General features: G+C 69.7%; 15 protein-coding genes. 9 read left to right on the top strand and 6 right to left on the bottom strand.

Annotation, left to right across the window (positions count from 1 at the left end; all coding sequences use genetic code 11):
- Positions 1-104: 104 nt before the first annotated feature.
- From HUN07_RS10675 to ppk2, 3 genes are all read right to left on the bottom strand, one after another.
- Entirely contained in the window at positions 105-1,808 is a 1,704-nt protein-coding gene (locus HUN07_RS10675) for a SulP family inorganic anion transporter (protein WP_174909612.1), read from the bottom strand.
- 75 nt (positions 1,809-1,883) lie between these two features.
- Positions 1,884-4,679: a cation-translocating P-type ATPase gene (locus HUN07_RS10670; protein WP_174909611.1), complete on the bottom strand. Its 2,796-nt coding sequence runs from the start codon at positions 4,677-4,679 to the stop codon at positions 1,884-1,886.
- A 33-nt stretch (positions 4,680-4,712) separates the two neighbouring features.
- Complete coding sequence (gene ppk2 / locus HUN07_RS10665) at positions 4,713-5,516, bottom strand: polyphosphate kinase 2 (protein ID WP_254622974.1); 804 nt, start codon at positions 5,514-5,516, stop codon at positions 4,713-4,715.
- A gap of 410 nt (positions 5,517-5,926) precedes the next feature.
- On the opposite strand from ppk2, the gene HUN07_RS10660 reads away from it, so the two are divergent.
- Complete coding sequence (locus tag HUN07_RS10660; RefSeq protein WP_174909609.1) at positions 5,927-6,376, top strand: DUF6325 family protein; 450 nt, start codon at positions 5,927-5,929, stop codon at positions 6,374-6,376.
- A 17-nt stretch (positions 6,377-6,393) separates the two neighbouring features.
- Complete coding sequence (locus HUN07_RS10655) at positions 6,394-6,681, top strand: SHOCT domain-containing protein (protein ID WP_114719605.1); 288 nt, start codon at positions 6,394-6,396, stop codon at positions 6,679-6,681.
- On the opposite strand, the gene HUN07_RS10650 is transcribed toward HUN07_RS10655, so the two are convergent.
- Both HUN07_RS10650 and HUN07_RS10645 read right to left on the bottom strand, forming a co-directional pair.
- Complete coding sequence (locus tag HUN07_RS10650; protein WP_114719603.1) at positions 6,682-7,383, bottom strand: GntR family transcriptional regulator; 702 nt, start codon at positions 7,381-7,383, stop codon at positions 6,682-6,684.
- Positions 7,380-7,919, bottom strand: a complete 540-nt coding sequence (locus tag HUN07_RS10645; RefSeq protein ID WP_174909607.1) for an HD family phosphohydrolase — start codon at positions 7,917-7,919, stop codon at positions 7,380-7,382. The genes HUN07_RS10650 and HUN07_RS10645 overlap by 4 nt, the downstream gene beginning before the upstream one ends.
- A gap of 97 nt (positions 7,920-8,016) precedes the next feature.
- On the opposite strand from HUN07_RS10645, the gene HUN07_RS10640 reads away from it, so the two are divergent.
- Genes HUN07_RS10640 through HUN07_RS10615 form a run of 6 tightly spaced genes read left to right on the top strand, consistent with a single transcriptional unit; the run spans position 8,017 to position 13,812 of the window.
- A complete protein-coding gene (locus HUN07_RS10640; RefSeq protein ID WP_174909605.1) occupies positions 8,017-9,144 on the top strand; it encodes a TIGR03364 family FAD-dependent oxidoreductase in 1,128 nt (375 codons plus the stop codon).
- Between the two features lie 24 nt (positions 9,145-9,168).
- Positions 9,169-9,852, top strand: a complete 684-nt coding sequence (locus tag HUN07_RS10635) for a phosphonatase-like hydrolase (protein ID WP_174909603.1) — start codon at positions 9,169-9,171, stop codon at positions 9,850-9,852.
- 47 nt (positions 9,853-9,899) lie between these two features.
- Positions 9,900-10,958: a 2-aminoethylphosphonate ABC transporter substrate-binding protein gene (locus HUN07_RS10630; protein ID WP_174909602.1), complete on the top strand. Its 1,059-nt coding sequence runs from the start codon at positions 9,900-9,902 to the stop codon at positions 10,956-10,958.
- A gap of 1 nt (position 10,959) precedes the next feature.
- Positions 10,960-12,138 (top strand): ABC transporter ATP-binding protein, encoded by a 1,179-nt coding sequence (locus HUN07_RS10625; protein ID WP_174909600.1) that lies wholly within the window; start codon positions 10,960-10,962, stop codon positions 12,136-12,138.
- Positions 12,135-13,040 (top strand): 2-aminoethylphosphonate ABC transporter permease subunit, encoded by a 906-nt coding sequence (locus HUN07_RS10620; RefSeq protein ID WP_174909598.1) that lies wholly within the window; start codon positions 12,135-12,137, stop codon positions 13,038-13,040. The genes HUN07_RS10625 and HUN07_RS10620 overlap by 4 nt, the downstream gene beginning before the upstream one ends.
- Positions 13,015-13,812: an ABC transporter permease gene (locus HUN07_RS10615; RefSeq protein ID WP_174909596.1), complete on the top strand. Its 798-nt coding sequence runs from the start codon at positions 13,015-13,017 to the stop codon at positions 13,810-13,812. The genes HUN07_RS10620 and HUN07_RS10615 overlap by 26 nt, the downstream gene beginning before the upstream one ends.
- Positions 13,813-13,885: 73 nt before the next feature.
- Here the strand turns inward: HUN07_RS10615 and HUN07_RS10610 are convergent, their stop codons facing one another.
- Entirely contained in the window at positions 13,886-14,677 is a 792-nt protein-coding gene (locus HUN07_RS10610; RefSeq protein WP_174909594.1) for an SGNH/GDSL hydrolase family protein, read from the bottom strand.
- A gap of 203 nt (positions 14,678-14,880) precedes the next feature.
- Here HUN07_RS10610 and HUN07_RS10605 point away from each other — a divergent pair, with 203 nt between their 5' ends.
- Positions 14,881-17,052: a hypothetical protein gene (locus HUN07_RS10605; protein WP_174909592.1), complete on the top strand. Its 2,172-nt coding sequence runs from the start codon at positions 14,881-14,883 to the stop codon at positions 17,050-17,052.
- Positions 17,053-17,163 lie beyond the last annotated feature (111 nt).

Below are 17,163 nucleotides of genomic sequence, written 5' to 3'. Positions count from 1 at the left end.
CCTGCCGCGCGGGTCGAGGCCCGACCATCGGGTGCGATGAAGATATTGTCCGCCGCTCCTCGGTGCGCCCGCGGCGGTTTCCCGATTCCGGCTCCATCGCGGCGTCAGGTGCCTCCGCGCGGATGTGCACGCCGGTGAAAATCGGCGACCGCGGCGTCGAGTGTGGGGTAGAAGTGGGTGGCATCGAACCGATCGCCGACACCGAACTGGACGAGGCGGTCCTTGATCGGCCCCTTCATCTCGGCGAAGGCCAACCGAATGCCTCGACCTTCGAGATAGCGGTCGAGATCGACGAGTTCGTCGACGGCCGTGGTGTCCAGACCGGTGATCGGTTCGGCGGCGATCACCACCCATTCGACCGGGGTCTGCGCCCGCGCCACGACCGACCGCACGTAGTCGTCGAAGATACCGCCGTTCGCGAAGAACAGTGGCGCATCGAACCGGACCAGCACCAGACCGGGGATGCGGTGCCCTTCCGGATGCCGGGCGACATCGTGGAATCCGGTCCCGGACGTCTCGACCAATTCCGTGCGGTACGGCTGCCACGCCCGCGCGACGACCGCGACGAACGACAGCCCGATCGCGACCAGGATGCCCTGGAGCACTCCCACGAGTGCGACACCGAGGAACGCGGCGACGGCGAGACCGGTCTCCACCCGACTCATGTGCCACATCGAGATCATCCCGCGCACATCGATCAACGCCGACGCCGCGACGATCACCACCGCTGCCAGGGTGGCGTCGGGCAGGTAGGCGGTGATCCCGGGGGCGACGAGCACGAACACCAACACCGCCACCGCTCCGACCGCCCCCGCCAATTGCGTGTGCGCACCGCTCTGCTCGGCCACCGGGGTCCGGGAACCGCTGGCCGAGATCGGGAATCCGCCGAACAGGCCGCTCGCCACGTTGGCCGCCCCGATCGCCTTCATCTCCGTGCTGCCGTTCACTTCCTCACCGCGGCGGGCCGCGAACGTCCGGGACAGCACGCCGGTGTCGGCGAAGGCGATGAGCGCGATGCCGGCGGCCGGACCGATCAGTGCCAGTGTGTCCTGCCAGTCGACGCCGCCGAACTGCGGAAGCGGCAGCCCCTTGGGCAGCGCACCGACCATCCCGATCTCCTCGTCGAGTCCGATCGCCGCGGAGAGCGCGATCGATCCCACGACGGCGACGAGGACACCGGGAACGCGGGGCAGCCACAGACGGAAGGCCATGATGACGGCGAACGAACCGATACCCACCGCGGCGGCGACCGGGGTGCTGTCGCCCGCGAGAATCGACGTGCCGATGGCGGCGATCTCGCCCAGCAGGCCGGACGCGTCGACGGAGAAACCGAGCAGTTTCGGCAACTGTCCGACCACGACGATCAGCGCAATCGCGTTCAGATAGCCGAGCCGGATGGGCTTCGAGAGCAGCTCGGTCACGAAGCCCAGACGCAGGAACCCACCGATGATGAGGATCGCCCCGACCAGGATGGCGAGTACCCCGGCGAGGGCGAGTGCGCTCTCCGGGTCACCGACGGCCGCCAGCGGCAGCACCGCCGCGGCGATCAACGGCGCCAGCGACGAATCAGGACCGAGCACAAGGATTTTCGACGGGCCCACAACGGCGTAGGCGAGCAGCGGCACGATCGTCGCGTACAGCCCGGCGTACGCGGGGAGTCCGGCGGCCTCCGCATAGCCCATGCCGGCCGGGATCAGCAGCGCGGTGAGGACGAGGCCGGCCGTGACGTCGGTGCGCAACCAGCCGCGCTGGTACTCCCGGGCCGTCGCCACCCCGGGTAGCCGTCCGAGGCTCTCCCTCCAGGGCATCCTCGAATTATCGCCCCCACACCCGCTGCCGGCACGGGGATTCGCGGCTATCGGTCGGCGGGCGCGAGAAGCGGATCAACGCAGATGTGCGCGCTGCGGCGCGACCACCTCCGCCGCGGGAATCGGTGCGGGCGGCGCCGACCTCCGTCGGCGACGGCGCCGCAGCGCCTTCTCCGCCTCGATCACGACCGGGACGATCAGCGACCACCCGAGACACGCGAGCCACTGGCCGCCGGTCAGCGTCGTGGTGGTGAGAAGGTCCTGGAGGAAGCCGAGTTCGACTGCGAGCACCGTCACGACGGTCGGAATCGACAGGATCTTGATCGCGCCGAGAATCGGTGCGGTGAGACCGGAGTCGGGATCACGCCGCAGAACCAGCCCGGCGAGAATGGAACCGAAGGACAGCACGACGAACGCCATCGTCATCGGGACGTTCGGTTCGGTCGGGCTCATCGATCCGGGGGCCAGGAGCATCGCCGCCAGGGTGACCGCGAATTGGAGAGCACCGTACGCGAACCACTGCACGAACGACCGCTTGTTGGCGATCGGCCGGCCCGGGTCCCGGGGCGGCTTGTCCATCAGATTGGGTGGTGGCGGGTCCTGCATGATGACGATCACCGGGAACAGCGTGATGAAGAAGTGCTGGAACAGCACCATCAGCGGAGTGAGTGCGACGCCGTCGTTGATCCCGAACACGCTGGCCACCAGGAACAGCAGCACCAGGGAGAACAGCTTGGACATCTGGTAGCGGATGTACGACACGATCTTGTCGTAGATGCTGCGGCCCAGACGGATCGCGGTGACCAGGGTCCCGAAGTTGTCGTCGGTGAGGATGAGCTTGCCGGCCTGTTTGGTCACCTCGCTGCCCGACCCCATCGCGACACCGATGTCGGCCTTCTTCAGCGCGGCGGCGTCGTTGACCGCGTCACCGGTCATCGCGACGATCGCGCCGCCCTGTTGCATGACGCCCGCGAGACGGAGCTTGTCCTGCGGTGTGACGCGGCCGAAGACGTGGAGCTCCGGCAGCGCGGCCGCAAGTTCCTCATCGGTCATGGCCTGGAGTTCGGCGCCGCCGATCGCCCCGGGCCCGAGTCCGAGTTCGGCGCCGATCGCGGACGCGGTCACCGCGTGGTCGCCGGTGATCATGCGGACGTCGATGCCCGCGGTGTGCGCTGTGCGGACGGCATCGATCGCCTCCGGTCGCAGCGGGTCGATGATGCCCACCATGCCGACGAAGACGAGGTCCTCGACGAACGCCATCGGATCGTCGGCCACCGCTCGTTCCTGGCCGTCGAGGATGCGGGCGGCGAAAGCCAGGACACGAAGGCCCTTTTCGGACATCACGCGGTTGGCAGCCGTGATCTCGTCGCGGACGTCGTCGAGGGGAACCAGTTCCCGACCCGGCCGGAAGGCGGACCCGCACCGCGCGAGAACCACGTCCGGTCCGCCCTTGACGAGCTCGACGAACCGGGTGTCGCCGTCGACCGGTAGATGGTGGAACGTCGACATGAACTTGTACGCGGAATCGAACGGAACCTCCGCCACCCGCGGATACGTGCGCCGGGTGCTCGGGGCGTCGACCCCCAGCTTGGCCGCGAGGACGACCAGCGCGGCCTCGGTCGGATCGCCGACCACCTCCCCGCTGTCGGTGACGGTGGCATCGCTGTCGAGACACAGCCCGTACGCCAGCAGCGTGAAGTCCGGAACCGGCTCCCCCGCGACGTGCGCGACAGTCCCGGACTTGCTGTAGCCCTCGCCGTCCACCGTGAACCACCGGCAGTGGAAGTACAGCGACCGGACCGTCATCTGGTTCATCGTCAGAGTGCCGGTCTTGTCGGAGTTGATCGCGCTTGTGGCGCCGAGGGTTTCGACATCGCTGAGGTTCTTGACGACCGCCTTCGCATCGGCCAGCCGGCGAGCGCCGTACGCCAGCATGGCCTGCACGAACGTCGGCAGACCGGTCGGGATCGCGGACACCCCCATCGAGATGCCGAGCAACATGACCGTGGTGAGGTCCTGTCCACGCAGCAGTCCGATGACGACGATGATCGCCACCGCAACCCACGCGATGATGCCGAGCACCTTGGTCAGCGAATCGAGTTCTCGCTGCAGCGGAGACTTGACGGGAGCGATCGCCGACAGCATCGACGCGATCCGACCCATCTCGGTCCGCATGCCGGTCTCCGTCACGACCATCGTCGCGGTGCCACGGGTGACGGAGGTGTTCTGGAACAGGATGTTGCTGCGATCGCCGAGTGGGACATCCACGGCATCGAGTGTCTGCGGATCCTTCGCGACGGGCGCGCTCTCCCCCGTCAGCGCCGCCTCCTGGGTTTCCAGGGTGGCCGAGCGCAGCAGTCGGCCGTCCGCCGGGACAAGGTCACCGGCCTCGAGTTCGACGATGTCGCCGGGGACGAGATCCGGTGCGGGCAGCTGGATCAGCGTGCCGTCTCGGATGACCCGCGCCTGTGGAATCTGCATCCTGGCGAGGGCGTCGACGCTGGCTCGCGCTTTCAGTTCCTGCTGCGTGCCCAGCACGATGTTGAGGACGACCAGCGCCACCACCACGAGCGCGGTCGGGATCTCCCCGATGATCAGACTGACGATCACCACCGCCACCAGCATCAGGTTCATCGGATCCTTCAGCTGCAGCAGAGCCACGGCCCAGATCGACGGGGCGGGCTCGGAGGCGATCTCGTTGACGCCGTACCGCCCGCGCCGCGCATCGGTCTCGGCGGTCGTCAGTCCGGCACGACGGTCGGAGCCCAGGGCCGACACGACGGCGTCGGCGTCACGGATGTGCCAATCCGATCGGGGCTCCCCGTCCGTGGGGGCCTGCGCCCGATCGGGCACGGGGTGTTCGGTGGCCATCGCGCCTCCTCCTTGCCCGGTGACTCGGGGATGTCAGAACGGCGTCGGAATCCAGTGCAGCGGCTGGGTGGGCGGTCGGTAGCCCTCGGCGCTCTGCTGTTCGGGCAAGGAGACGTCGTGATGCTCCAGCGGCTCGTAGGGAACCTGACTCAGCAGGTGGCTGATCACATTGAGGCGTCCGCGTCTCTTGTCGTCGTTGAGCGCGACGTACCACGGCGCCCAGCCGGTGTCGGTGAACCGGAACATCTCGTCCCTGGCCCGCGAGTAATCGAACCAGTGGCTGTACGACTCCAGGTCCATCCGGGACAGCTTCCAGATCTTTCGCGGGTCGTCGATGCGACTCTGCAGACGGAGCGTCTGTTGGTCCTGACCAACCTCCAGCCAGTACTTCAGCAGGATGACGCCGGACTCGACGATCGCGCGTTCCACGGTCGGAATGATCTGGAGGAACTGCCGCGCCTGGTCCTCGGTGCACAGGCCGAGGACGCGCTCGATGCCCGCGCGGTTGTACCAACTGCGATCGAAGATGACGACCTCGCCGGCCGCGGGCAGGTGCGGCATGTATCGCTGAACATACATCTGCGACTTCTCACGATCGGTCGGCGCCGGTAGGGCTACCACCCGGAACACCCGGGGTGAGACCCGCTCGGTGATCGCCTTGATGACGCCGCCCTTGCCGGCCGTGTCGCGGCCCTCGAACACGATGCACACCTTCGCGCCGGACGCCTTGACCCATTCCTGCATCGCCACCAGCTCGGCGTGGAGGGGTTTGAGCTCCCGGCGGTAGTCCTTGTTCTTCATCGGCGCCGCAGATGCGACGGTGCCGGTCTCCGTCAGCTCACCGGCGTCGGGGGTGCGCCCACCGGGCGGCCCCGCGCGCTTGCCGGGCTTCCCGGCCCCAGCCTTCTTGCTCACGACATCCACGGCCCTCAGTACGTCGCGCGACGGACACGTCCTCGCGACATGGCCATCCCTTGGGTGCCGGCCCGACCGGGCCGCGCACCCCATTCTCTCTCCCCGCAGGGGTCGCTCGTTGCGGAATTCGACACGACCGCCGAGCGATTCTTGTCCGGTCGGGGGTGTTCGAGACACTCGCCTCGTTCGCCTCGAATTGCACTGACTTCGATGCCGTTTCGAGCTTGACCCCGGGCCGCGCAGACCCAGACGATTGTTGGGCGAACGGGGACGGGGAGGTACTTCACGTCGACCGAGCGGTCCACCTGTTTTCCGAAAAGAGAGGCTCCGCAGTGAACGACACCGAACTCGACGATCTCGGGCCCATCGACTATCTCGTCGTGGAGTTTCCTGCCGATCGGCAACCCGACGGCTCCGCACTACCGATCCTCCGCGGGCTCGTCGAGCGCGGCATCATCCGCGTGCTCGACCTCGCGTTCGTCCGCAAGGAGGCCGACGGATCGCTGTCGGGCATCGAGATCGACGACGTCGGCTTCGAAGGTGAGATCGACGTGACGCTGTTCGCGGAGGCGTCGTCGGATCTGCTGAAGGAGACCGACCTCGAGGAAGCCGCCGCCATCCTCGAACCAGGCTGTTCCGCAGCGGTTCTCGTGTACGAGAACCGCTGGGCTGCCCCCTTCGCGGCAGCACTGCGCCACAGCGGCGCACAGCTCGTGGCCACGGGGCGCATCCCCCTCCAGACGATTCTGGAGAACCTCGAGTCGCTCGACACCGCCAGCTGACGATCAAGGAGCACACCATGCCCGGACTTCTCCGCGGAATCGCACGTACCGCCGCAGTGGCCGGAACCGCGACGGCGGTCTCGAATCGAGTGTCCCGACGCCAGGGCCAGCGGTGGGCGGCCGAACAGCCGGCCCCGCAATATGCGGCACCCCAGGCGCCACCACCTCCCCCGCCGCCTGCCCCACCGCCCGCCGGAGGCCCCGACCGGATCGCCGCCCTGAAACAACTCGGTGAACTCCGGGACCAGGGCGTGCTCACGGACGCCGAGTTCGCCGCCGAGAAGGCCCGGATCCTGGCTTCGTGATCAGCGCAGTTCGGTGACGAACGCCATCCGGTCCCCGCGGTAGAGGGACCGGACGCGCTCGATCGGCACACCGTCGGCGTCGCGGGAGACGCGGTGCAGTTTCAGCATCGGCATCGCGGTGCTCGATTCCACCAGCGCCGCCTCCCGCGGCGTCGGCAGCGCGGTCTCGATGCGTTCGGTCGCCGTGGTGAACACGATGTCCCGCGCCCGGATCGCGGCATACAGCGACGTCTCGGGATCGAACGTGTCGTGCAGATCCGGAAACCGCCGCTGCGGCAGGTACGTGCTCTCGAGACCGATGCGCTCACCGTCCGCGAGGAGCACACGTTCGAGGTGGATCACCGGTTCACCGACTGCGATCTCCAGGATGTCAGCGAGCTTCGCGTGAGCGTCGATCTCCTCCCACCGCACCAGGAAACGCCCCGGCTCCCGGCCCTGACTGAGCGCACCCTCGGTGTAGGAACCGAGCGAGAGCGGTTGGACGAGCTTGGGTCGCGCGACGACGGTCCCCCGACCGCGGCGTTCGATGCGGCCCGCCACGAGCAACTCGTGCAGCGCCTGCCGCACCGTCTCGCGCGAGACGGCGCACCGCGCGGCGAGTTCCCGCTCGGCGGGGACGGAATCGCCCTCGGACAGGTCGGCGAGCAGATCCTCGACATGCGTCCGAACCAGGTAGTGCTTGGGCAGGCTCTCGGCGGTCATCGGGACACCCCCAGCCCGTCGCGCACGCGTCGTGCCACCACGACGTCGTCGATCGACGGGGATTGCGCGCCCGGCACTTTCGCGCGATCGTCGTACCGGCGCAACCGCACCGCATCCGGCCACCACGGGTGCGAGGTCCATGCCTCCTCCACCGCCGGACCCCCCTGCAGCCCCAGGGTCGCGACGGATTCCGCGGACAGCCCGTCCGCGTAGCCCGGCTCGGTGGCCACCAGGAACCGCTTGGCCGCGACGTGTGCGCCGGCCAGCCAGCCCACCCGCTCACCGAAGCGCGGGGTGAGCCACTCCCGGGCGAACCGGTCGTGCGCGGTCGCGGCCTCGACGCCGACGAGCGGGCTGCGTGCCAGATCGTGCAGCGCGCAGGCCAGTACCAGTTCGTCGTCGGCCCCGTCGGCGATGGCGTGGCCCGCCGCCTGCAGCGCGTGGGCGAGTTCGTCGACCGCTTCCCCGTCGAAGATCCCACGCAACGAATCCATCAGCGCGGCAGTCTCTTCGAGCACGATCGTGTTGTCGTTCATGCCTGCAGACTACACAAATACGGTCTATACCAATTGTTCATCCGACGTTTCCCGAACATCCCCCAGATGGTCTAGACCAATGCGCATGCTGTGTCCCATGCGAATTGCAATTGTGGGCGGAGGAATCCTCGGAACGGCACACGCCGACGAGGCGATCCGTCGAGGACACGACGTCATCCATCTCGAACGCGAACTCGAGGCGCGCGGTGCCACCGTGCGCAACTTCGGATTGGTGTGGGTGTCCGGTCGGGCCGAACACGAACTGGACGCGTCGCTGCGCTCCCGTGAACTGTGGGCCGACCTGGCCCGCCGCGTCCCCGGGATCGGCTTCCGCGCCGCGGGCTCGATGACACTGCTGCGCACCCCCGAGGAAGTCGCGGTCGCCGAGGACATGGCGGCCCGCGACGACGCCGACGTCCGCGGCTTCACACTGCTCGAGCCCGACGCGGTCCGCGCCGTCAATCCTGCGTTGCGGGGCAAGTTCCTCGCCGGCCTGCACTGCACCCGGGACGGTGCCGTGGAGTCCCGCGTCGCACTGCCCGCCGTCCGCCGTCATCTGGAGGCGTCGGGCCGCTACGCCTTCCACGCCGGCACCGAGGCCCGCGAGATCACCTCCACCGCGACCGGCGTCCGCATCCGCGACGACCACGAGCGCACGTTCGACGCCGACCTGGTCATCGTGTGCCCTGGCGCGACGCTCGGCGGCCTGGCCCGCGATCTCGCCGGCGACCTGCCGCTGCGCCGGGTGCGCCTGCAGATGATGCAGACCGCACCGCTCGGCGAGGCGCTCACCACCGCGATCGCCGACGGCGACAGCATGCGCTACTACCCTGCCTTCGCAGGGTCGGCCCTCGACGCCCTGCGCGACGCCCAACCGCAGGAGCCCACCGCCGCCGAGCACCGGATGCAGTTGCTGTGCGTGCAGCGCCTGCACGGCGGCCTGACCATCGGCGACACCCACGAGTACGACGAGCCGTTCGACTTCGACGTCGACGAGGCCCCGTACCGGCACCTGACCAGCGTGGTCGAGGAACTGCTCGGCCGGGACCTGCCGCCGATCGTCAAGCGCTGGGCCGGGGTGTACAGCCAGTGCCTGGACCCGCAGCAACTGGTGCACCGCGCAGAGCCGGCCGACGGCGTGTGGGTGGTCGCCGGGCCGGGCGGACGCGGCATGACCCTGGGCCCCGCCCTCGCCGAACAGACCGCCGACCAGCTGGGCCTCTGAGCCCCGAACCCCACAGGAGCCACCGTGACCACCATCAAGCTCGCCGTCCTCGACATGGCCGGCACCACCGTCGCCGACGACGGCCTCGTCCTGCACGCGTTCGACGCGGCCGGCGCCGCGGCCGGGCTGCCCGCGACCGGCCCCGAGGCCGGCGCCGCCCGGCAGTACGTGCTCGACACGATGGGTCAGTCCAAGATCGTCGTGTTCCGCGCGCTGTTCGGCGACGAGGACCGGGCCCAGGCCGCGAACCGCGCGTTCGAGGCCGAGTACGACCGCCTCGTCGACGAGGGCGGCGCCACCGCGATTCCCGATGCCGCCGAGTCGATCACGGCGCTGCGTGATGCTGGTGTCAAGGTGGCACTGACCACCGGATTCAGTCGCACCACGCAGGACAAGCTCCTCGCCGCGCTGGGCTGGCAGACGCTGGCGGACCTCACCCTCTCCCCCGCCGAGGCGGGACGCGGGCGCCCCTACCCGGACCTGATCCTCACCGCCCTCATGCGTCTCGGCATCGACGACGTGAAAGAGGTTGCGGTGCTGGGCGACACCGCCAACGACGTCACCAGCGGCCTGCGTGCCGGCGCCGCCATCGTGGCGGGCACCCTCACCGGCGCGCACGACGAGCAGCAACTGCGCACCGCGAATCCCACCCACGTGGTGCCGTCGGTCCGCGAGTTCACCGATCTCGTTCTCTCCCTTAGCAACTGATCCCTCCCGTCACCGTTCGAATCCCTCACCCAGACAAGGACATCCGAATGAGCAGGAACACCGAGCGTTTCCGTGTCGGTATCGCGGCGATCGCGATGACGACCGCGGCCCTCACCCTGACCGCCTGCGGCGGCACCGGCACCGCGGCGACCGGCGGCGGCGGTACCGTCACCGTCTACAGCGCCGACGGCCTCGCCGGCTGGTACAAGACCCAGTTCGCCGCGTTCACCGAGGAGACAGGCATCGCCGTCAACCTCGTCGAGGCCGGCTCCGGCGAGGTCGTCTCCCGCGTGGAGAAGGAGCAGTCCAACCCGCAGGCCGACGTCGTGGTGACGCTGCCGCCGTTCATCCAGAAGGCCGACGCACAGGGACTGCTCGAGCCCAGCGGCATCGACACCTCCGCCGTCCCCGCCGACGTCCAGGACCCGGAGGGCAAGTACGTACCCCTGGTCGACAACTACCTGTCGTTCATCGCCAACCCCGGCGCCAACCCGGCCCCGGCCACGTGGGACGACCTGCTCACCGACCAGTTCAAGGGCAAGCTGCAGTACTCCACCCCCGGCCAGGCCGGCGACGGCACCGCCGTCCTGCTGCTGCTCCAGCACCTCAAGGGCAAGGAGGGCGCGCTGGACTACCTCGCGAAGCTGCAGGCCAACAACGTCGGACCGTCGTCGTCCACCGGCAAGCTGCAGCCCAAGGTCAGCAACGGTGAACTGCTCGTCGCGAACGGCGACGTCCAGATGAACCTCGCGTCCATCAAGGATGACGGCTCCGAGTTCGACATCTTCTTCCCCGCCGACGGCGGCAAGCGCACCACGGTCGCACTGCCGTACGTGATGGGCCTGGCGAAGGGCGCCCCGCACTCCGACGACGCCAAGAAGCTGATGGAGTACCTGCTGTCGGAGAAGGCGCAGAAGACGGTCGCCACCGACGCGCTCGGCGTCTCGGTGCGCACCGACGTCCGTGACGCGGCGGGCACCTCCACCGACAAGTCCACCCCGACCGGGCTCGTGAACGGTGTCGAGGTGTGGACCCCGAACTGGAACGACGTCCTCGCCTCGCTCGACGCCGACATCGCCGCCTACCAGAAGGCCACCGGTAACTGACATGTCTCGATTCGAGTCCGGGCGGTCCCTCGGCACCAGAGCCCGCAACGGCGGCGCGACCGCGCACTCCGCTCCGGCCATCACGTTCGACCGGGTCACCGTCTCCTACGGCCGCGGCCGCGGGACCACCCGGGCCCTGGTCGACTTCAACCTGCGGGTCGCCCGCGGCGAGACCGTAGCCCTGCTCGGCCCCAGCGGGTCGGGTAAGTCCACCGCGCTCAAGGCACTGGCCGGCTTCACCCGGCCCACCTCAGGGACCGTCCGACTCGGCGGCGACGACGTCACCGATCTGCCCCCGGCCAAGCGTGGCATCGGCGTCGTCGTCCAGTCGTATGCCCTGTTCCCGCACATGCGGGTCGCCGACAACGTCGCATTCGGACTACGCGCACAGCGTGTTCCGCGGTCGGAGATCGCGGACCGGGTGTCCGACGCCCTCGCGATGGTCGGCATGTCGGCCTACGGCAAGCGGTTGCCACGAGAGCTGTCCGGCGGTCAGCAGCAGCGCGTGGCGATCGCCCGCGCACTCGCCATCCGCCCCAAGGTGCTGCTGCTCGACGAGCCGCTCGCCGCCCTCGACGCGCAACTGCGCCAGAGCATGCTCACCGAACTGCAGGAACTGCGGGCGGCGCTCCCGGACACCGCGATGCTCTACGTGACGCACGACCAGTCCGAGGCGCTGGCACTCGCCGACCGCATCGCCGTCATGCGCGACGCCCGCCTGGTGGACGTCGACACCGCCGAGAACCTGTGGAAGCGCCCGCCGAGCAGCTTCACCGCCGCGTTCCTCGGCGGCGCGAACCTGCTGCCCTGCACGGTGACCCGGGTGATCGGAACGTCGGCACTGGTGTCCGTGGGCGGCACGCCCGTCACCGCGCACGCACCCCAGCCCGAGATCGGCCGCACCGAGTGGGAGTCCGACGCCGGCGCCCTGCTGTGCCTGCGACCGCACGCGATCACCCTCACCTCCCCCGCCGAACGCGGGGCGCTGCCGGCCCGCATCGTCGCGAGCGTGTGGCGCGGGTCGTCGACGCGGGTCACGATCGCGCTACCCGGACTGCCCGAGACGCCGATCGACGTCGACGTGCCCGGCCACGACGAACGTCCGGTGGGCACCGAGGTCGGGCTGCGTTTCCCGGAGCGGGGCGCCGTCCTGGTGCCGGCCCCGGAGGCGGTGTCGTGACCGCCCTCCTCGAGGCCCCGGTCGCCGCCGACCCGCCGACCCGGCCGGAGCCGTCGCGGTGGCGGTCCGGGCTGTGGGTGCTTCCGCCGCTGCTGCTGGTGATCGGGTTCGCGGTGTACCCGATGGCGCGAGTGCTGGCCGAGTCCACCGTCACCGACACCGGCCGGGGCTGGTCGGCGTGGACAGACATGCTGTGGTCGGCGTCGTTCCGAAAGGCCTTGTGGCGCACGATCGAAGTGGCGCTCGCCTCCACGCTCGGGTGCCTCGTGCTCGGCACGTTCCTGGCGCTGGTCCTCGCGTTCGTGCCGTTCCCCGGGTCGAAGGTGGTGGGACGCCTGATCGACACCATCCTGTCGCTGCCCTCGTTCCTCGTCACGCTCGCGTTCACGTTCCTGTACGGCACCGCCGGTGCCGTGAACGCACTGATCAGCCGCATCACGGGCGCCGACCGGGTGCCACTGAACTTCCTCAACACCCCGCTCGGCGTGATCGCCGCCGAGATCACGTTCTTCACCCCGTTCGTGGTGCGACCGCTGCTCGCGGCGTTCACCCAGATGCCCCGCGAGCAACTCGACGTCGCCGCGAGCCTCGGTGCCTCTCCCCTGCGGGTGCTGCGCACCGTGATCCTGCCCGAGGCCTGGCCGGCACTGATGGCGGGCGGCTCGCTGGTACTGCTGTTGACGCTCAACGAGTTCGGCATCGTGCTGTTCACCGGAGCCAAGGACGTCATGACCCTGCCGGTGCTGATCTACACGCACGGCATCGTCACCTTCGACCTCCCCGGCGCCGCGGTGATCGCGACCGTCCAGGTGGCGCTGTCGCTCACGCTGTACGGCGGCTACCGGTTCCTGTTCACCCGACTGATGGGAGGCAGCCGTGCTGCTCTGGACCCGACGCGCTAGGTACCTCACGCTGGCGTTCTTCGGCGCGGTCGTCATGACCGTGTTCGTCGCCCCGATCGCGACGGTGATCGCCGCCGCGCTCGCGGGCGCGTGGAACGGCCCACTGCCCTCGAACCTGGGGACGAAGAACCTGTCGGCGGCACTGTCCGACGACAACCTCGCGAGCATGACGGTGAGCCTGCAGACCGCGATCATTGCCGGCGGCATCGCGTTGTTCCTCGGGGCCTGGGCCGCGTTGGCCGCGCGCGAGGCGCCGGTGTGGCTGCGCAAGGTCACCGACGCGGTCTTCCACCTCCCGGTGGAGCTGCCGTCCGTCGCGATCGGCCTGGGCATGCTCATCGCGTTCAACGAGCGGCCGCTGCTCCTCGGCGGCACCAAGTGGATCGTCATCCTCGCGCACGCCGTGCTGGTGCTGGCCTTCGCGTTCAGCTCGGTCTCCGCCGCACTCGACCGTCTCGACCCCGCCTACCGTCAGGCCGCCGAATCCCTCGGCGCCGGCCCCGTCCGGGTCCTGTTCCGGATCACGCTGCCGCTGCTGGTGCCCGCCCTCGGCGCGGCCGCGGGCCTGTCCGTCGCGCTGTCGATGGGCGAACTGGGCGCCACCATCATGGTGTACCCGGCGACGTGGAAGACGTTGCCGGTGGCCATCTTCGGCCTCACCGACCGCGGCCAGGTGTTCCAGGCCGCCGCGAACACCACCCTGCTGCTGCTCGTCACCCTGGTGGCGCTGCTGGTGCTCGGACGGATCCGCGGACGCGGCGCGGCCCGCTGACCCCTGTCGGCCTGAGCGCCCACTCCTCCTCTGATCTCGCGGGCTTCCGCGGAACGAGGCAAGGAATGGGCGCTCAGGCCGATGTCGTATCCCGCTCGCCTTCCCGCCGGACCGGAGCAAGTTCCGGTCGCTTCGCGACGCGCCCGGCGCCCGACGACGTCCCGCGCACGCGACGCCCGAGCCATGGCCCGAGGAACCGGACCGCCCACTCGGTGTCGGCACGGATTCGCCCGAGTGCGGTGACCGGCGGCAGCGGACCCAGACTGTCCTGCCAGCGCAGGTCGGTGCCGGGCACTCCCAGCGCCGTCGCCGCGGCCGCGGCCAGACGGTCGTGGCCATCCGCGTTGAGGTGCAGTCGATCCCAGCTCCACAGCCGCGGGTCCGTCGCGACCGGGTACACCTCGAGGTCGATCACCGCGACACCGTGCCGTGCCGCGGCCGCCCGGATCTCCTCGTTCAGCGCCGAGATCCGCGCCATGATCGCCCGGCCGCCCGGCATGCCCGCCCCGAGCGTGGGGAACGTCATCGTCAGCACCCGCGCACCCGACGCGGTCAGCGCCTCGAACGCGATCTCCAGTTCGGCTGCTATCGCGACAGGTTCGAACTTCGGTCGCAGCAGGTCGTTCACGCCGGCGACGACGGATGCCAGGTCGGGCTCGAGCGCCAACGCGGGGGCCAACTGTTCCTCCCGCACCTGGCGGGCCAGCCGGCCCCGGATCGCGAGGTTGGCGTAGAGCATCTCGGGGTTGATCTCCGCAAGCCGCTCGGCGAGCCGGTCCGCCCAGCCTCGATAGCCCAGCTGGTCGTCCCCGTCGTTGAGTCCTTCGCTCTGGCTGTCACCGATCGCCACGAACCGACTGAACACGGCCCCTCCTCATCTCAGCTTCTGCGGTGCGACGAGCCTAGACCTCGCGTCCTCCCCCGCCGAGCGCACGCCGGCAATGGCAGACTCCTCGGCGACCACCGACGCCAGGCGGCGGCACACCGACTCGGTGCAGCCCGTCGCGGACGCGGCGAAGCTGTACAACGGCCTGCCCGACATCGGGCTGTCCCACGGCAAGGAGACCCATGAACAGCGCGCACTGGCGCACCCACCTCGCCGATGTCGACTGGCCGACGCTGGAGCACGCATACGGTGATGCGAGCGACGTGCCCGGCTGGATCGAGGGACTGACCGGGGCGGAGACAGTCGAGGAATCGCTGCACGAGCTGTGGTCGGCGGTGTTGCATCAGGGAACCCTCTACGACTCGACCGAGCCTGCGATGACGTCCATCGCGTCGGTGCTCGGCGCCCGGCAGACCGCGGATGCTGAGGGCACGGCGTGGTTGCTGCTGATGTTCGCCGACGCGGTGCACGACTATGAACAGGTCGGGGCGGACGACGCCGAGACGGCCGCCCTCGTCCGCTCGGCCCGAGACTCGTTGCTCGGAATCGCAGCGCTCGTACGACCACTGATCGCCGACGACGGCCCGGAAGCCGCGGCCTCGGCACTGCTGCAGGCCGCGGCCCGCACGGCCGATTCCGCTGCGGTAGAAACACTCTCGGCACGGGCTGACGCACGCCCGGCCGCGCAGGTCGAGCAGGCATGTGTCGCCGCGCTCACGACTCTCGGTGCCGATGTCGCGGCGGCTCTCGCCGACGGGGATCCCGGCCTGATGATGGCGGCGACGCTCGCGCGGATCGCGGCCGGGAGCACCGAGACCACGGACCTCGACGCGCTCGTCACGGGATGGGAGCTCGCCGTCGAGGTGGCCTCGCACATCGCGTTCGATGTCGGAAACCTTCCGGAGTGGTTGAGCGCGAACAACCCCGAGGCGTCGGCTCACGTACTCGCTGCGCTGCCGATGCCGGACGAGACGACGATCGCCGGGCTCGTCGATGTCGTCGTCGGTTCCCGGAGCAACGCTCCGGCCGCGGTCCGTCGTCTGCTCGCACTCGCGGCGCTCCCCGAAGCCGGGCCGGAGTCGATGATCGCAGCGCTCCGGCAGTGCCCGGCGACACCCGAAGTCTGCGACGCACTCGTTGCCCTCGCCGAGCGGGTCACCACCGGTGACACCTCCGCCATCGGGTCGAGCACCTTCGACACGGATGCTCGGACAGATGCCGCGCTCGCCCTGCTGCGGGCCGGCGACGGACGGTGGGCTCGCCCGATGGCCCAGGCCCTGCTCACGAACCCCGCAGCACGCGGCCTCATGGTTGCCACCTCCGCGTCGGGACGTTCCGCGCTCGGCTACGCGCTCGTGCGCGAGCACGCACCGTCCTCCACCATGGTCGTCGCCGGCATCCGGCAGGCGCTGCGGCAGAAGCCTCCTGCCGATCCGTCCCGCGACGGCGCCGGACACCTCGTCGAGTTGCTGGCCTCCTGGCCCGCCGAGGCTGCCGCGGACGCGCTGCCCGAGGTCCGGGAGCTTCTCGCGGTCGCGCCGAGGCAGTCCGCCGACGCGCTGGCGACGTGGGGCGACACCGCCGGTATCGACCGTGTCCGCGAGGCGAGCGTCACCGGCGACGCGACCGTGCTGCTCGCTCTCGCACGCCTGACGAAGGACACGGATGACTTCCATCATGTCCTCGACGCCGACCTCGAGCACAAGGAGTCGGAGGTGCTCGCGCACTGGGCTGACCGCACCGACCGTCGCTTCCTCGACTGGTGTCGCGGCCTCGTAGGCACGAAGGCCGCGACAAGCGACCACCAGCGAGGTAACCAGCTCACCGCGCTGCGCATCCTCGCCGCCGTCGACTCGGACGAGGCCGCAACCGGCTGGCCTGTGGTCCGCAGCATCATCGACGCCGGTCGCGGCCCCATCGAGGAAGCGATCGGTCTCGCGCTCGATTGGCGCGCCCGACAGTTGCTACCGCCCGAGGCGTGCACCGACTTCGAGGCGCTGCTCACCGATCTCGTCGTCACCGACCGCAAGGACTACAACGGCCCGATCGTCAAGACGAGCGCCGCCGCCGCGATCGCCCTCCTCGACGTCGGGCTGCCCCTGCCCGACGCTCCCGCACGAATCGTGAAAGTGGTCGCGGGGTCCGTGACCGACCGGTGGGCGCGCGAGCTCGGCCTCCGCCTCGCCGAACGGCTGGCGGCCGCACCGGCAACGGTCCGCCGCGCGGTCGCGAAGAAGCTCCAAACCCTCGTCGACCGCGACGAGCGCTTCGACTCCACCGGCGACATCGCTGTCGAGGACGCGCGAACCGTTGCCCGCCTGCGCCCGATCCTGCACAAGCTGGAGACCGAATGAGTCCGCTGTGCGCGAGGAGCCGTCAGCTCGCTTCCCGAACGACCGAGCTCGAGCGCCCACTCCTGCGCTGATCTCGCGGGCTTCCGCGGACGACGGCAAAGAATGGGCGCT

Origin of the sequence: Rhodococcus sp. W8901 (assembly GCF_013348805.1) — a bacterium.
GTDB lineage: Bacteria > Actinomycetota > Actinomycetes > Mycobacteriales > Mycobacteriaceae > Prescottella.
Note: the sequence above shows the minus strand (reverse complement) of the source record. Positions and strands in the feature narration are given on the sequence as shown.

Excerpts from the sequence above, each read along its gene's own strand:
- HUN07_RS10625 (WP_174909600.1), top strand. The coding sequence starts at position 10,960 with ATGTCTCGATTCGAGTCCGGGCGGTCCCTCGGCACCAGAGCCCGCAAC.
- HUN07_RS10655 (WP_114719605.1), top strand. The coding sequence starts at position 6,394 with ATGCCCGGACTTCTCCGCGGAATCGCACGTACCGCCGCAGTGGCCGGA.
- HUN07_RS10650 (WP_114719603.1), bottom strand. The coding sequence starts at position 7,383 with ATGACCGCCGAGAGCCTGCCCAAGCACTACCTGGTTCGGACGCATGTC.
- HUN07_RS10640 (WP_174909605.1), top strand. The coding sequence starts at position 8,017 with ATGCGAATTGCAATTGTGGGCGGAGGAATCCTCGGAACGGCACACGCC.
- HUN07_RS10630 (WP_174909602.1), top strand. The coding sequence starts at position 9,900 with ATGAGCAGGAACACCGAGCGTTTCCGTGTCGGTATCGCGGCGATCGCG.
- HUN07_RS10645 (WP_174909607.1), bottom strand. The coding sequence starts at position 7,919 with ATGAACGACAACACGATCGTGCTCGAAGAGACTGCCGCGCTGATGGAT.
- HUN07_RS10670 (WP_174909611.1), bottom strand. The coding sequence starts at position 4,679 with ATGGCCACCGAACACCCCGTGCCCGATCGGGCGCAGGCCCCCACGGAC.
- HUN07_RS10605 (WP_174909592.1), top strand. The coding sequence starts at position 14,881 with ATGAACAGCGCGCACTGGCGCACCCACCTCGCCGATGTCGACTGGCCG.
- HUN07_RS10675 (WP_174909612.1), bottom strand. The coding sequence starts at position 1,808 with ATGCCCTGGAGGGAGAGCCTCGGACGGCTACCCGGGGTGGCGACGGCC.